General features: G+C 62.4%; 11 protein-coding genes. 8 read left to right on the top strand and 3 right to left on the bottom strand.

The window, feature by feature from the left end; translation table 11 throughout:
* Nucleotides 1-186: 186 nt before the first annotated feature.
* The gene (locus AB5Y64_RS04490) at nucleotides 187-1,113 is read right to left on the bottom strand and encodes a cation diffusion facilitator family transporter (RefSeq protein WP_368203352.1); all 927 of its coding nucleotides are present in this window, start codon (nucleotides 1,111-1,113) and stop codon (nucleotides 187-189) included.
* A gap of 169 nt (nucleotides 1,114-1,282) precedes the next feature.
* Between AB5Y64_RS04490 and AB5Y64_RS04485 the strand changes: the two genes are divergently transcribed.
* The 8 genes from AB5Y64_RS04485 (at nucleotide 1,283) to AB5Y64_RS04450 (ending at nucleotide 12,636) form a co-directional block, all read left to right on the top strand.
* Entirely contained in the window at nucleotides 1,283-4,339 is a 3,057-nt protein-coding gene (locus tag AB5Y64_RS04485) for an FAD-binding and (Fe-S)-binding domain-containing protein (protein ID WP_368203350.1), read from the top strand.
* The gene (locus AB5Y64_RS04480) at nucleotides 4,339-4,827 is read left to right on the top strand and encodes a hypothetical protein (protein ID WP_368203348.1); all 489 of its coding nucleotides are present in this window, start codon (nucleotides 4,339-4,341) and stop codon (nucleotides 4,825-4,827) included. Before AB5Y64_RS04485 ends, AB5Y64_RS04480 begins: the two co-directional genes overlap by 1 nt.
* A gap of 126 nt (nucleotides 4,828-4,953) precedes the next feature.
* A complete protein-coding gene (locus AB5Y64_RS04475; RefSeq protein ID WP_368203347.1) occupies nucleotides 4,954-5,415 on the top strand; it encodes a hotdog fold thioesterase in 462 nt (153 codons plus the stop codon).
* Nucleotides 5,416-5,595: 180 nt separating this feature from the next.
* Entirely contained in the window at nucleotides 5,596-7,494 is a 1,899-nt protein-coding gene (locus tag AB5Y64_RS04470; RefSeq protein ID WP_029314717.1) for a DEAD/DEAH box helicase, read from the top strand.
* Nucleotides 7,495-7,823: 329 nt separating this feature from the next.
* Nucleotides 7,824-8,306: a molybdopterin-binding oxidoreductase gene (locus tag AB5Y64_RS04465; protein WP_039038761.1), complete on the top strand. Its 483-nt coding sequence runs from the start codon at nucleotides 7,824-7,826 to the stop codon at nucleotides 8,304-8,306.
* Between the two features lies 1 nt (nucleotide 8,307).
* Entirely contained in the window at nucleotides 8,308-10,224 is a 1,917-nt protein-coding gene (locus AB5Y64_RS04460) for a putative bifunctional diguanylate cyclase/phosphodiesterase (RefSeq protein ID WP_368203345.1), read from the top strand.
* Between the two features lie 208 nt (nucleotides 10,225-10,432).
* Nucleotides 10,433-11,338 (top strand): LysR family transcriptional regulator, encoded by a 906-nt coding sequence (locus tag AB5Y64_RS04455; protein ID WP_052816366.1) that lies wholly within the window; start codon nucleotides 10,433-10,435, stop codon nucleotides 11,336-11,338.
* A gap of 104 nt (nucleotides 11,339-11,442) precedes the next feature.
* A complete protein-coding gene (locus AB5Y64_RS04450; protein WP_368203342.1) occupies nucleotides 11,443-12,636 on the top strand; it encodes an MFS transporter in 1,194 nt (397 codons plus the stop codon).
* Nucleotides 12,637-12,697: 61 nt separating this feature from the next.
* Here AB5Y64_RS04450 and AB5Y64_RS04445 read toward each other — a convergent pair whose 3' ends face one another.
* Together AB5Y64_RS04445 and rnt are read right to left on the bottom strand one after the other, a co-directional pair.
* Nucleotides 12,698-14,020 carry a Na+/H+ antiporter family protein gene (locus AB5Y64_RS04445; protein WP_042649311.1) on the bottom strand — a complete coding sequence of 441 codons (1,323 nt, stop codon included), beginning with the start codon at nucleotides 14,018-14,020 and terminating at the stop codon, nucleotides 12,698-12,700.
* A gap of 226 nt (nucleotides 14,021-14,246) precedes the next feature.
* Complete coding sequence (gene rnt, locus AB5Y64_RS04440; RefSeq protein ID WP_010675098.1) at nucleotides 14,247-14,909, bottom strand: ribonuclease T; 663 nt, start codon at nucleotides 14,907-14,909, stop codon at nucleotides 14,247-14,249.

Genomic DNA, 14,909 nt, shown 5'->3' with positions numbered 1-14,909 from the left:
ATGTTGGAGCGCTACGGGCGGGAAGTGAATGTACCACGTTGCTTGCATGAGGCGCTGGGGCGCCCCATGCAACACGTAATTGGGACATAGCCTTTGGCAAGGGGGTCTGGACGCGCAGGGGGAGGCGCTCGCCCAACAGGGCAACAGGGACAGGCGGAGCTTGCCAGGCAAGCCCCGCCTTGCGGCTTACAACCAGCGTTTTTCCCGGGTGAAGCAGACCGAGAGCCAAGCGTCTCCCAGGGTGTCGCCGAGGCGGGACCAGAGCTCCTGGCGCAGGGCATCCTGGCGTTCGACGGGCCACTCCTGGCCGGGGGCCACCAGGATGTTGAGCTCGAGATCGAAGCGGCGGCCGCTTTTTGCCAGGTGGCTGTAGCACTCGACCCCATGGCGCAGGCGCAGGGCTTCGACTTCGCTGGCCACCAGCCGGGAGACATCCCCCTTGGGGGCAATCTTCAGCACTTCCCGCAGGTTTCGACCGAGCACCTTGATGGGGATGAGGGTGGCGCACAGAGCCAGCAGGGAGACCAGCATCGGGTCTATGTAGCGGTTGTAGTGGCCGTAACCCAGGGTATCGAGCCCGATGGCGACCAGAAAGCCGATGAGCAGGGTGGAGCTGAGCAGGGTATCCACCAGCCACTCCTTGGAGTCCACCCGCACCAGCTCGGAGTTGACCCGCTCGGCCACGTCGGCCTCGATGAGATAGAGGATGCTGCAGAAGAAGGTGGAGACGACGGCATAGATGAGGGCGTGGCCGAGATCGATCTCCCGTCCGCCCGCCAGCAGGGAGGTGATGCCGCCATAGAGGGCACCGAGGCAGAGCAGCAGAATGATGGCGCCGTTGATGACGTTGGCGATGGGTTCGAAGTGGGCGTAGCCGTATTGGAAACGGGCGTCGGAGGGGCGGGTAACCAGGTAGGCGGTGATGAGCCCAAGGCCCGTCATGCCCATGCTGAACAGGGTGAAGATGCCGTCCAGCATGATGGCGTTGGAACCGACGAACAGACCATAGCCGATCCCGAAAATGGCAAAGGTGATACAACCAAACAGCGACAGGGTCAGCGCCTGTTTTTCGGTGCGAATAAGCGTACTGATAACATGGCTGTAGCGAGCCATAAAAGTCCTCCTTTCAAATGGTGAAGATTGCGCGCGCAAGCGGTTTTCTAGCTGATATACTGCCCGCTCACATGTGAGCGGACTGGTTCGGACACCCGCAAAGAGGCAGGCCCGAACGGTCGTTGTCGCCGGAATGCCGGCATCAAGCAAAGGATGGGAACAAGGATTCATGATCCCGAGACTCGATTACCAGGACAGTTTGTCATCTACAACCCTGCAGTTTCTTGAGTTGCTGGCGCGATCAGCATTTCGTGGTGATATCGAAAAGTCTTATGCAAGCCGGTTGGCGATGGCGACGGATAACAGCGTCTATCAGGTCGTACCTCAGGCGGTTCTCTATCCGCGCAGCGCGGATGACATAGCGGTGATGCTCAAGCTGGCCCAGGGGCCCGAGTACGCAACCTTGAGTTTCTTCCCTCGCGGCGGCGGTACCGGCACCAATGGCCAATCCTTGGGCGGCGGCATTATCGTCGATCTCTCGCGCCATATGAACCAGATCATGGAAATTAATCTGGAAGAGGGCTGGGTGCGGGCCCAGGCAGGAGTGGTCAAAGACCAGCTCAACGCCTTTTTGAAGCCCCACGGCTACTTCTTCTCGCCGGATCTCTCCACCTCCAACCGGGCCACCTTAGGGGGCATGGTCAACACCGATGCCTCGGGGCAGGGCTCCTTGGTGTACGGTAAGACCTCGGATCATGTGCTCGGCCTCAAGGCCGTGCTGGAAAACGGCGATCTCATGGCCACCGAGCCGGTGACCGGCCAGCGTCTGGCGGACAAGCTGGCCCTCGAGACCCGTGAAGGGGAGATCTATCGCACCCTCTATCGCATCGGCCGCGAGCGGCGCGCCGACATCGAAGCCACCTTCCCCAAGCTCAACCGCTTTCTGACCGGTTACGATCTCAAGCACCTCTATCAGCCCGATACCGACACTCTGGACGTGAGCCGGGTGCTGTGCGGCTCGGAAGGCTCTTTGGGCTTCATCACCGAAGTCCGCCTCAACATCACCCCCATCCCGCGCTACCGCACGCTCGTCAACGTCAAGTACGACAGTTTCCCCTCCGCGCTCAGAAACGCCCCCTTTATGGTACAGGCCCACGCCCTGTCGGTGGAGACGGTGGACTCCCGTGTGCTGGGACTGGCCCGCGCCGACATCATCTGGCACTCGGTAAAGGATCTCATCCAGGATGTGCCGGGCAAGGATCTGCAGGGGCTCAACATCGTCGAGTTTGCGGATACTGACGAGGATGCACACAAGGCCAAGGTGGCGGAGCTGTGCCGGCGCATCGACGGTCTGCTGGCGAGTGGTGAAGCCGGGGTCATTGGCTATCAGGTGTGCGACCACCTGCCGAGCATCGAGACCATCTATGGCATGCGCAAGAAGTCGGTGGGGCTGCTCGGCAACGCCGAAGGGCGCAAAAAGCCGGTGGCCTTCACCGAAGACACCGCCGTGCCGCCGGAATCCCTGGCGGACTTCATCATGGAGTTTCGCGCCCTGCTGGACGCTCACGGCCTTGACTACGGCATGTTCGGCCACGTCGATGCCGGGGTGCTGCACGTGCGCCCGGCACTGGACTTGTGCGATCCCGAGCAGGAGGTGCTGCTGCGGCGCATCTCGGATCAGGTGGTGGCGCTCACCGCCAAATACGGCGGCCTGATGTGGGGGGAGCACGGCAAGGGCTTTCGCTCCGAATACAGCCCCGCCTTCTTCGGCGAGCTGTGGGAGGAGCTGCAACGGGTCAAGGGGGTGTTCGATCCGGCCAACCGCATCAACCCGGGCAAGATCTGCATGCCTTATGGCAGCGGCGCTTCGCTTGTCTCGGTGGACGGGCCCAAGCGCGGCAAGTTCGACCGCCAGATCCCGATTGCCGTGCGCGAGAGCTATACACGGGCCCTCGATTGCAACGGCAACGGTCTGTGTTTCACCTTCGAGACCGACTCCCCCATGTGCCCCTCGGTCAAGATCAGCCGCGACCGCCGTCACTCCCCCAAGGGGCGGGCTGGCCTGATGCGTGAATGGCTGCGCCAGTTGTCGGAGCAGGGCTTCGATCCCCTTGCCGAAGAGGTGGCGCTGCAAAGCGGGGGTCTACGCTTCAAGCAGATCGTCGACAAGTTCCGCAATACGGTGGCCCGCGCCCGGGGCGAGTATGACTTCTCCCACGAGGTGATGGAGGCGATGGAGGGGTGCCTTGCGTGCAAGGCATGCACCAGCCAGTGCCCCATCAAGGTGGATGTACCCACCTTCCGCGCCCGCTTCATGCAGCTCTATCACAGCCGATATCTGCGCGGCCCCAAGGATTACTTCGTGGGCACGGTAGAAAGCTATGCGCCCCTGCTGGCCAAGGCCCCCAAGCTGGTCAACTTCTTCCTCGAAAAAGAGTGGGCCCAGAAGGCGACCGAGAAGAGCATCGGCATGGTGGATGTGCCGCTGCTCTCCGTGCCGACCCTGGCCGAGGAGCTGCGGGATCACCGCGCCCGCTATTTCGATCTGCCAGGCCTCGAGGCCATGAGCCCCGAGCAGCGCCAAAAAGTGGTGCTCATCGTGCAGGACCCCTTCACCAGCTACTACGACGCCCCCGTGGTGCGTGACCTGGTGAAGCTGGCCAGCAAGCTGGGTTATCAGCCCTACCTGCTGCCGTTCAAACCCAACGGCAAGCCTCAGCACGTGAAGGGATTCCTGCGCGCCTTCGCCCGCACTGCTGCCAGCAGCGCCCAGTTCCTCAACAAGGTGGCGGCCCTCGGCATCCCCATGGTGGGGGTCGACCCCTCTCTGGTGCTCTGCTACCGGGACGAGTACGTGAAGGCGCTCGGCCCCGCCCGCGGCGATTTCCAGGTGCTGCTGCCCCAGGAGTGGCTGCTCTCCCTGCCTGCCGAGGCGCTGCCGCTGCGGGAAGAGGCTGGCACCGACCCCTGGTATCTGTTTGCCCACTGCACCGAGAAGACCGCCAAGCCCACCACCCACGGTGACTGGAGCACCCTGTTCGGCCGCTTCGGTGCGCGTTTGCAGCCGGTGTCGGTGGGTTGCTGCGGCATGGCGGGCACCTATGGTCACGACGCCAAACAGGTGGAGAACTCCAAGGGGATCTACGGTCTGAGCTGGGCCGAGCCCTTGGCTCGCCTGCCGCAAGCTCGCTGTCTGGCCACCGGTTACTCTTGCCGCAGCCAGGTGAAGCGGATGGAGGGGGAGAAACTCAAGCACCCGCTGCAGGCCCTGCTGGAACTGCTCTGATGCTGACCCTGCCCAAGCGGTTTCGGGTGCCGCAAGCCTATCGGCACCCGCACTTCCTGCTGCTGCCGGTCAATCCGACCCAGGCGGTGGTGGAGTTCGTCGCCATGCTGCGCGAGCGCGAGCAGCTTCATCAGCTGTTTCGCCCGGACGATGTGTGGCCCTCCGCCAATTTCAGCCTGAGCCAGCACGAGGCCGATCTGGAGTGGCAGCACTCCGAGTTTCTGGCCAAACGCTCCTTTGCCTATGGTCTGTGGAGCCCGGCGCGGGAGCCCGAGTTCTGGGGCGGGGTTTACCTCTATCCCTCGGTGTTGCCGGAGGTGGCGGTGGAGCTCTTCTTCTGGAAGGTGGCCGAGGTGCCGCTCACTGACAGCGAACTCGAAGCCGAACTGCGCACCTGGCTCGGCAAGGTATGGCGCTGGTCCGAGCCGCGCCTGCCGGGGCGGGACGGCCCTTGGGCCGAGTGGCCAGGGGTGACCTATCCCTGGTGAGGGTCAATCTCGATGCAAGATGCCCCGGCGTGGGCATCTTTTTTTTTGCTCCTTTTTCGCCGACACTGCTGGTTTGCCACTACAGCGCAGCGATAACCCGTTGATCACGCAAGGAGTCCGCTCACCATGAGTCAAGAAAGCAGCCCCATCTGGCGCAAACCCATGAGCCTGGAGGGGCTCAACGCCAGCTCCCGCAACACCCTGATGGCCCACCTCGACATCGTCTACACCGCCTTTGGCCCCGACTGGCTGGAGGCCACCATGCCGGTGGATCACCGCACCCATCAACCACTCGGCTTGCTGCACGGCGGCGCCTCCGTGGTGCTGGCGGAAACGCTGGGGTCGCTTGCGGCCAACATGGCCGTGGGGGAGGAGAGTTATTGCGTGGGGCTGGAGGTCAATGCCAACCACCTGAGGGCCAAGCGGGAAGGGGTGGTGACGGGGCGCTGCGCGCCGCTGCATCTGGGGGCGACGACTCAGGTGTGGCAGATCGAGATTCGCGATGAACGTGGTCGTTTATTGTGCACCAGCCGATTGACCATGGCGGTGCTCAAGCACAAGCGGGACAAGGACTCTGGCGAAGCGTGATCGGCAATAACGCATCATGAGTGAAAAATAAGCAAGCCATAGTCGCGAGATCCCTCTATAATTGCCAACGTCTTGAGACACCTATCACATTTTTCAAGACAGCAGAACAAAGTGGCGCTATAATCGCCGCCTTTTTGCTATTCCGCGGTGTTAGCCGCCTGCCTTAATCTGGAAGAATCTATGTCTGATACCGAACAACTGCCCCTTTTTAGTGAGCTTGGACTGGCCGCGCCTGTATTGAAAGCGCTGCAGGACGTGGGCTATGAGCGCCCGTCTCCCATCCAGGCCGCAGCAATTCCCCACCTGATGGCGGGACACGATCTGCTGGGGCAGGCACAAACCGGTACAGGGAAGACCGCTGCTTTTGCCTTGCCTCTGTTGTCTCGTCTGGAAGCTGGTAACCGCAACACCCAGATCCTGGTGCTGGCCCCGACCCGCGAGCTGGCCCTGCAGGTGGCTGAGGCATGCCAACGCTATGCCCACCACATGCCTGATTTCCACGTGCTGCCCATCTACGGCGGCGCTTCCTACGAAACCCAGACCCGCGCTCTGCGCCGTGGTGCCCAGGTTGTCGTGGGTACCCCGGGCCGCGTGATGGACCTGATCCGTCGCAAGAACCTGGACCTCTCCGGTCTGAAAGCCCTGGTGCTGGATGAAGCGGACGAAATGCTGCGCATGGGCTTCATCGACGACGTGGACTGGATCATGGATCAGTGCCCGGCCGGTCGTCAGGTTGCCCTGTTCTCTGCCACCATGCCGGAGCAGATCCGTCGTGTTGCCCAGAAGCACCTGAAGCAGCCCAAAGAGATCAAGATCGCCTCCAAGACCGCGACCGCCACCACCATTCGCCAGCGTTACTGGCAGGTGACCGGTCTGCACAAGCTGGACGCCATGACCCGTCTGCTGGAAGTGGAATCCTACGAAGCCCTGCTGGTGTTCGTGCGTACCAAGAACGCCGCCGAAGAGCTGGCAGGCAAGCTGGCTGCCCGTGGTCACGCCTGTGAAGCGCTGCACGGTGACATCCCGCAGAAGCTGCGTGAGCGTACCGTTGACAAGCTGCGTCAGGGCCAGCTGGACATTCTGATCGCCACCGACGTGGTCGCCCGCGGTCTGGACGTTGAGCGCATCACCCACGTAGTGAACTACGACATTCCCTACGACACCGAATCCTACGTTCACCGTATCGGCCGTACCGGCCGTGCCGGTCGCAAGGGTGAAGCCATCCTGTTCGTGGCGCCGCGCGAGCGTCGCATGCTGCGCGCCATCGAGCACGCCACCCGTCAAGCCATCGAGCCGATGAAGATGCCGAGCACCGAGGACATCAACCAGCACCGTCTGGCCAAGTTCAAGGAGCGCATCCGCGAAACCATGATGGGTGAAGAGCTCGAGATCTACCACAACCTGGTGAACGAGCTGATCGAAGAAGATTCTGCCGATCCGCTGGAGCTGGCTGCCGCACTGGCCAAGCTGGTACAGGGCGATCAACCGCTGCTGCTGGATGACTCCATCCCGGATCCGGTGTTCAACGCCGGCAACGATCGCGGTGGCTTCGAGCGTCGTGAGTTCAACGACCGTGGCGGTCGTGACTTCGGTGACCGTGGCGATCGTCCGGCCCGTCGCATGCCGTCCCTCGAACCGCGTCCGCTGAAAGACAACCCGGACGTGGAGATGGAGCGTTACCGTGTCGACGTGGGCGCCCATCACGGCGTCAAACCGGGCCAGATCGTGGGTGCCATCGCCAACGAAGCGAACATCGAGAGCCGCTTCATCGGCAACATCGACATCGCCGATGACTTCTCCACCGTCGATCTGCCCAAGGGCATGAGCGCCGAGGTGCTGGAAGTGATCAAGAAGGCCCGTGTCTGCCAGCGTCCGCTGCAGATCACCCGTTACACCGAAGTGCCGGCCGGCGGCAACACTGCTCCCCGTCCGCCCCGTGGTGATCGTCCGTTCCGTGGCGACCGTCCTTTCAACAAGGATCGCCGTCCCCAGGGTGACCGTCCCTTCAACAAGGATCGCCGTGAAGGCGGTTTCGACAAGGGTCGCAAATTCGGTGGCAACAAGCGCCGCGACAGCTAAACCCTGACTGCACTGATGAGAAGGCCGCTCCATGGAGCGGCCTTTTTTGTGTCTGTTTTTCAGATGCGTAGCGAAGATTGTCACCTTTTTCCGGCCGTAGCGGGCACCCGGTTTGATGAGGAGCCAATGAAAGAAAAATGGTGCAATCCATTTGCCTGGGGGTGGCGCCTGGTGTCATTTTTTGGGAAGCGATTGGATACTTTTGGAAGACGCAGAATCGTTGCTGGTTGCAAACGACTGCGACTTTGGTCTGAAGGTGCATTCTGTTGTTTGCATATGAGTCAGCAGAGTGAGATGAATAAATAAACCGTATGACAGGGAGGTGCGTGATGGGCAAGTGGCTTGGCAAGGTGTTGCTGATATCTGGATGGCTCGTGTCGGGTATGGTGTTGGCGGAGGAGCCCTTCTTCAGAATTGCGGGGGCGGGGTGCTGCAATGGCAAGGGGGAGGTGGTGCTGACCCGTGCCGAGTTTGAGGCCTTGCCGCAGACGGAGGTTAAGACAGGGACGCCCTGGACCGAAGGGGAGCACCTCTATCGCGGGGTGTTGCTGCGGGACCTGGTCAGGATCTACGGTCTCAAGAGCCAGGAGGTCAAGGCCCTCGCGGTCAATGAATACTGGGCCGCACTGCCGCTGGAAGACGGGGAGAAGTACCCGGTGCTGGTGGCCGAGAAACAGGATGGCAAGGCTCTGACCCTGCGCAACAAGGGGCCGCTCTGGGTCATTTATCCCCTCACCGACCATCCCGAACTCAACAAGGAGCTCTATCACAGCCGGATGGTGTGGCAGCTGACGGCGCTGGAGAGCAAATAAGATGCTGCGCGGCAAGTTCTTGAGCCTGATCCTGATGGTGACCACCTTTTTGGGGGTGACCCTCTGGTCGGTCTGGAACTATGACCGCGCGTTCAATGCGGTGACGCGCTACACCCAGCTCTCCGCCTGGGCATTGGCCCAGCTCGAGCTGGAGATCCACGCCTTCGAGGAGGGCTTGCAGCTCTATCGTGCCGGTGCCGCCAGCCGGGAGGAGATGAACAAGCGCTTTGACATTGCCTGGAACCGGCTCGATGTCTTCCTGCACGGGGAGGAGGCAAAGTCGGTCAGGGCCCGATTCGGTGCGGACAAGGCGGTCGGCAAGATCCTCGCTCTCTTCGAACATTATGAGCAGGATGTGGTGCATGGGGAGCCGGATTCCCCCGAACTCAAGATGTTCACGGCCGCGCTCGATGACGAGATGCGCGGGGTGCGGGACGTGATGGTGAAAAACTTCACTGGGCCCTCTGCCATCGCCCAGCGCGAGCTGCTCAACGAGTCGAAAACCCAGAACTTCTTCATCCTGGGATTTCTGATGCTGGCGACCATGGTGATGTTGATGGTGCTGTTTCGCGAAGTGCGTCGCCAGCATTTTCTGGCGTGGAACGACCCTCTCACCCGTCTCCCCAACCGGGCGGCGCTCATCAAGCACCTCCAGCAGTGGACCAGCCATCCCGGTCGGCGCAGCAGCATCACCGTCTGTCTCATGGATCTGGGGCATTTCAGGGAGGTCAATGACAGTCTGGGTTACGAAGTGGGGGACGCCTTGCTCAAACGGCTTGCGGCGCGGATCAAGGCCGCCTCTGGCCAGGGGATCTTCGTTGCCCGTACCGGCAGTGACGAGTTCACCCTCATCATCACCGGCACCATGCCCACCTATCTGCGCTTCCCGTTTCTGGAGCAACTGCGCAGCGAGCTGGCGGATCTGGTGTTTGCTGCCGATCCGGCGCACCGGGTCCGGGTCTTCATGGGCACCAGCCAGTACGTGAAACCGGATCATTCACCGGAAGAGATGCTGCTGTTTGCCGATATCGCCCTCGACAGCGCCAAGCGCAAACGGCTGAATCGCAATGTGCTCTTCTCCAGCAGCATGTATCAGCACTATCAGCGCAAACGCCGGCTGTCGACCGAGCTGCGGGAGCTTATCCACTGCCCGCAATGCCCGCAACTGGCCCTTTACTATCAGCCCATCGTGCGCGGCCAGAGTGTGGTGAGGCTGGGGGCCGAGGCGCTGATCCGCTGGCATCATCCTGAATATGGCTTTATTGCCCCCCTCGACATCATCTCGCTGGCAGAAGAGAACGGGTTGGGCGAGGCGCTCGGGGGCTGGATCATCCGGCGCATGCAGCTCGATCTGTCCGGCTTCCCGAAGGAGGTGCTAGCACCGCTCGAGATCTCCATCAACCTCTCCAACTCCATGTTCAACATGGGGTTGGCCAGGGAGATTGAAGAGAAGATGGGTGATGGTCCGTTGGGATTGCACCAGTTAATAGTGGAGCTGACCGAAACCATCGCCCTCGATGACATCGCCCTGAGCAAGCAGATCATTCACTCCCTGCGCCAGATTGGGGTGCGGGTGGCCCTCGATGACTTCGGGACCGGCTGGTCCTCGTTCTCTTACCTGCGTGAACTCTATTTCGACAAGCTCAAGATAGACAGATCCTTTATCACCGCGATCGACAGTGACACCCGGCAGGCGCTCTTCGTCGAGACCATCACCACCCTCTCTCATCAGTTGGGGGTGCGTGTCGTGGCAGAAGGGGTGGAAAACAGCGATGAGCTCAAGGCGGTGCTCACCATAGGGGTGGATGAGATCCAGGGTTATTTCTACTCGCGTCCCTTGCCGCTGCCGGAGTTCATGCAGTTCTGTCACCGCTATTTCGCCCACAGCGCCGCCATTCAGGAAGTGGCACTGGGGTAGCCTTGGGGCAATCGAGCTCCTGTAGCCTTGTCTTCGAGTCCCTCTGTTCGATCGTTCCTGGTTGATATTTCATCCCGACACCTTTCTCCCATGGCAGGACCGCCCATGACGCAGCTTTATTGTGCCTCCTGCCAGAACGAGGGTGCGAGAGGACAGTCCCGGTGCTACCTTGTGCCACGAACAGTGCCACAGGACAGAGGAGCCATAAATGGATCGCTTGGGGGTGATGGAGGTGTTCGTGCTGGCGGTGGAGACCGGCTCGTTTTCGGCGGTGGCCCGCCGACTGGGGATGGGGCAACCCACGGTTTCCAGATTGATTGCCCAGCTTGAGGCGCACCTTGGCAGCCGCCTGTTGCTGCGCTCGACCCGGGGGCTGGCGCCTACCGAGGCCGGAGAGGCCTACTATCTGCGGGCGAGAGAGATCCTGGCCCAGGTCAACGAGGCCGATGCCATGGTGCAGCAATGCCGGGCGGGCCTGAGCGGACGCCTGCGGGTGAGCGCTCCCGTCACCTTCGCACGCCTGCATATCATTCCCCATCTTGCCGGTTTTCTGGCGGCTCACCCGGGACTGGATCTGGAGATCCTGCTGGATGACGGCAATGTGGATCTCATTTCGGCGGGCATCGAGGTGGCTCTGCGGATCGGCAAACAGGCCGACTCGTCGCTGGTCGCCCGCTGCCTCGCCCGAAGCGACATGCGGGTGCTGGCGACGCCGGCCTATCTGGCCGCCAAAGGAGAGCCTGAGACCCCTCAGGCCCTGCAACAGCATGATCTGGTGCTTTACAGTCCACGGCCCGGAATGGGGCAGCAGTGGCGATTTCGCCGTGGCGTCGAGGAGAGGGTGGTTTCCGGAGAAGGCAGGTTGACGGTCTCGGCGGCCGAAGGCATGCGCGCCGCCGTGCTGGCAGGACTGGGGCTCGGTATCGCCTCGGAGTGGATGTTTGCCCCCGAGCTTGCCCGCGGCGAGGTGGTGGCGGTGCTGCCCGAGTGGCAACTGCCCATGCAGGAGCTCTGGACCCTGCTCCCGGCAGGTCGCCAGCCCGGTGCCAAGGCGAGCGCCTTTCTGGCATTCGTGACCGGCCTGCCCGGGGTGGGGCATACGCCAGCGGAATAACTGTTATGGTCCCCACCGCTCTACTGGTGGCGACGCTCCCCGGGTAGGCTGTGCGCATGGGGCCCGTGTCCTGGCGGGAGCCCTTCTACCACGAGGAGAAGATCATGAGTACATCGCCTTCTGCCGGAGGGGCCGCAACCCCCGGCCCCTCCCTGCTCTTCGCCATGGCCCTGTCATGCGGCCTGGCAGTTGCCAACATCTACTACAACCAGCCCATGCTGGCGGTGATGGCGCAGGACTTTCCCGGGCACTCGGGCATGCCATTGATCGCCATGCTGACCCAGCTTGGCTATGCCATGGGTCTGCTTTTGCTGGTGCCGCTTGGCGATGTAGTCGAGCGCCGCTGGCTCATTCCGGGGCAGTTTGCACTGATCGCGCTGGCTTCCCTGCTGGCGGCCACGGCCGCGAGTGCCACCACCTTGATGCTGGCCTCCGTCCTGCTCGGCATCGGGGCCACGGCGGCCCAGCAGATAGTTCCGGTGGCGGCGACCCTGGCAGATCCCGCCCGCCGTGGTGCCGTGGTCGGCAGCGTGATGAGCGGCCTGCTGGCCGGGATACTGCTCAGCCGCACCGTCGCCGGCCTGGTCACCGCCTATGGCAGTTGGCGCGCCATGTTCTGGCTGGCCATTCCCCTGGCCCTGTCGGGGGCCCTGCTGATGGCCAGGATGATACCGTCCGGATTGCCGCGCTCTCCCCTCGGTTATGGCCGTCTGCTTCACTCTCTGGTCGGTCTGTGGCGCGAGGAGCCCGCCTTGCGCAGCGCGACCCTGACCCAGGCCTTGCTGTTTGCCTCCTTCAGCGCCTTCTGGACCGTGCTGGCGTTCTACCTGGCCGAACCTGCCTATGGGTTGGGGGCCGACGTGGCGGGTCTGTTCGGCGTCATCGGTGTGGCTGGGGTGGTGGCGGCCCCTCTGGCAGGCCGGATGGCGGATCGGTTGGGGGCCAGACCAGTGGTATTGGCCGGTGCCGTGCTGGTGGTGCTTGCCTGGATCTGCTTCGAGCTGTGGCTCTCTCTGGCCGGGCTGGCGTGCGGGGTCATCTTGCTGGATCTCGGCGTGCAGAGCGCACTCATCGCCCATCAGCAGCGCATCTATGGTCTGAGACCTGAGGCCAGGGGGCGCATCAATACCCTCTTCATGACCGGCATGTTCCTGGGGGGAACCCTCGGCTCCAGCCTGGGGATGCTGGTCTGGCAACAGGGACACTGGCTCGGGGTGGGAGCAGCCGGCATGGGGTTGGCCCTGGTTGCCTGTCTCTGCGCCCTGGCCGGCAGGCGGGGGCTGCAACCGGCCATCTGAGGCATGTGCAAGACAAAAGGCGACCCCAGGGTCGCCTTTTGTCTGTCTGCTCGGGATGGACTCAGAGCACCATGGCGGCAATCCAGCCGAAGATCACCAGGGGGATGTTGTAGTGGATGAAGGTTGGCACCACGCTGTCCCAGATGTGGTCGTGCTGACCGTCGGCATTGAGGCCCGATGTGGGACCGAGCGTCGAGTCGGAGGCGGGGGAGCCCGCGTCCCCCAGCGCGCCCGCAGTGCCCACCAGGGCGATGGTCGCCATGGGCGAGAAGCCGAGGTGGATGCACAGGGGTACATAGATGGTGGCGATGATGGGCACGGTGGAGAAGGAGGAGCCGATCCCCATGGTGATGAGCAGGCCCACCAGCAGCATCAGGAAGGCCGCCAGTCCCTTGTGACCTGCCATCATGCTGGAGACGGACTGCACCAGACTCTCCACCCCGTGGGTCTCCTTCATGACGGCGGCGAAGCCTGCGGCCGAGATCATGATAAAGCCGATGAGGGACATCATGCGCACACCCTGGGTGAAGGCATCCTGGCTCTCGCGGAATTTGATGACGCCGCCGCAAGTGAAGATGATGAAGCCTGCGAGCGCCCCCAGCACGATGCTGTTGGTCATCAGTTGCAGGCCGAGTGCCACGGCGATGGCCAGCAGGGCGACCCAGATGTGGTTGAGATTGAGCTCGACCGTCTCGGGTTCGGCGGCCAGGATCTTCTCCAGATCATACTGACGCGGCTTGCGGTAGCTGAAGAAGACGGCGATGAGCAGGCCGAGGAACATGCCGAATACCGGGATGGCCATCGCCAGGGGCAACTGGCTGAATTCCACCGGTACGCCGTTGTCGACGAGATTCTTGGCCAGGATGTTGTTCAGGAAGATGCCGCCAAAGCCCACCGGCAGCAGCATGTAGGTAGCGGTCAGGCCGAAGGTGATGACGCAGGCCACCTGACGGCGGTCGATCTGCATCTGGGCCATGACATGCAGCAGCGGCGGGATCAGGATGGGAATGAAGGCGATGTGCACCGGGATCAGGTTCTGGGAGGAGACGGAGACCGCGAGCACCGAGGTGAGCAGCAGGCTCTTGACCCAGAGAATGCGGGTGCTGCTGGCATCCTTGCCGAGCTGGTTGATGACCTTGCGGGCCAGCAGATCGGTGATGCCGGAGCGGGAGATGGCTACCGCGAAAGCCCCCAGCATGGCGTAGGAGAGGGCGATTTCTGCACCGCCGCCCAGGCCGCCGGTGAAGGTGCTGAGGGTCTGCTCGAGGGAGAGTCCGCCGAGCAGGCCACCCACGATGGCACCGATGGCGAGGGAGACCACCACATTGATCCGCAGCAGGCTGAGCACCAGCATCAGCGCCACCGCGATAACAACAGGATTCATTTGATTTCCTTATGGATTGTGTTGCTGTCAGTCGTGTGAAAGCCAGCTAGTTTGCGAAAAACAGGCTAAATGTCGAGAAAAAAATCGGCAGATCCCGGCCAAGGGACGCATCTTCTGCTGGCGGTGAACGGGAACCGGGAAAATGGCCCTTCTTCCTTGCCCAGACAGGTCCCCTCATGCAGACAGGCTGCCATGGGCAGCCTGTCTGGGCAGGGGCTGGGAGTGTTCAGCCCTCGTCTTCGGTGTCCGTCGTTTCATCCGGGTTGGCCAGAGGCCAGCCTCCCAGGCTCTTCCAGCGATTGACGATGTGGCAGAAGAGCTCTGTGGTGCGCTCGGTGTCGTAGAGGGCCGAGTGGGCCTCTTTGTTGTCAAAGGGGATATTGGCGCTCTGACAGGCCTTGGCCAGCACCGTCTGCCCCAGGGCAAGACCCGAGAGGGCGGCGGTGTCGAAGGTGGCGAAGGGGTGGAACGGATTGCGCTTGAGGCCGGCCCGCTCGGCGGCGGCCATCACGAAGCCGTGGTCGAAGGTGGCGTTGTGGGCCACTATGATGGCGCGACCACAATCCTGCTCCTTCATGCCCTTGCGCACCCCCTTGAAGATCTCGGTGAGTGCTTCCTTCTCGTCCACCGCGCCCCGCAGCGGGTTGAAGGGGTCGATGCCGGTGAACTCCAGCGCCGCTTTCTCCAGATTGGCGCCCTCAAAGGGCTGGACATGAAAATGGAAGATCTGGTCAGGGACGAGCCAGCCCTGCTCATCCATCTTGAGGGTGTGGGCGGCTATTTCCAGCAGGGCATCGGTCTTGGCATTGAATCCGGCGGTTTCAACATCGATGACGACGGGGTAAAAGCCGCGAAAACGGCCCTTGAGGGTGTGAACGGCGTCGGTCAT

Source organism: Aeromonas sp. R5-1, assembly GCF_040908265.1.
Taxonomy (GTDB): domain Bacteria; phylum Pseudomonadota; class Gammaproteobacteria; order Enterobacterales; family Aeromonadaceae; genus Aeromonas; species Aeromonas caviae.
The sequence above is the reverse complement of the archived record's forward strand: the minus strand, read 5'-3'. Positions and strand labels throughout refer to the sequence as shown.

What these genes read in the sequence shown, in the direction of transcription:
- AB5Y64_RS04470 (WP_029314717.1), top strand. Translation starts at nt 5,596, where the DNA reads ATGTCTGATACCGAACAACTGCCCCTTTTTAGTGAGCTTGGACTGGCC.
- rnt (WP_010675098.1), bottom strand. Translation starts at nt 14,909, where the DNA reads ATGACCGACGCCGTTCACACCCTCAAGGGCCGTTTTCGCGGCTTTTAC.
- AB5Y64_RS04485 (WP_368203350.1), top strand. Translation starts at nt 1,283, where the DNA reads ATGATCCCGAGACTCGATTACCAGGACAGTTTGTCATCTACAACCCTG.
- AB5Y64_RS04480 (WP_368203348.1), top strand. Translation starts at nt 4,339, where the DNA reads ATGCTGACCCTGCCCAAGCGGTTTCGGGTGCCGCAAGCCTATCGGCAC.
- AB5Y64_RS04475 (WP_368203347.1), top strand. Translation starts at nt 4,954, where the DNA reads ATGAGTCAAGAAAGCAGCCCCATCTGGCGCAAACCCATGAGCCTGGAG.
- AB5Y64_RS04450 (WP_368203342.1), top strand. Translation starts at nt 11,443, where the DNA reads ATGAGTACATCGCCTTCTGCCGGAGGGGCCGCAACCCCCGGCCCCTCC.
- AB5Y64_RS04465 (WP_039038761.1), top strand. Translation starts at nt 7,824, where the DNA reads ATGGGCAAGTGGCTTGGCAAGGTGTTGCTGATATCTGGATGGCTCGTG.
- AB5Y64_RS04490 (WP_368203352.1), bottom strand. Translation starts at nt 1,113, where the DNA reads ATGGCTCGCTACAGCCATGTTATCAGTACGCTTATTCGCACCGAAAAA.
- AB5Y64_RS04460 (WP_368203345.1), top strand. Translation starts at nt 8,308, where the DNA reads ATGCTGCGCGGCAAGTTCTTGAGCCTGATCCTGATGGTGACCACCTTT.
- AB5Y64_RS04445 (WP_042649311.1), bottom strand. Translation starts at nt 14,020, where the DNA reads ATGAATCCTGTTGTTATCGCGGTGGCGCTGATGCTGGTGCTCAGCCTG.
- AB5Y64_RS04455 (WP_052816366.1), top strand. Translation starts at nt 10,433, where the DNA reads ATGGATCGCTTGGGGGTGATGGAGGTGTTCGTGCTGGCGGTGGAGACC.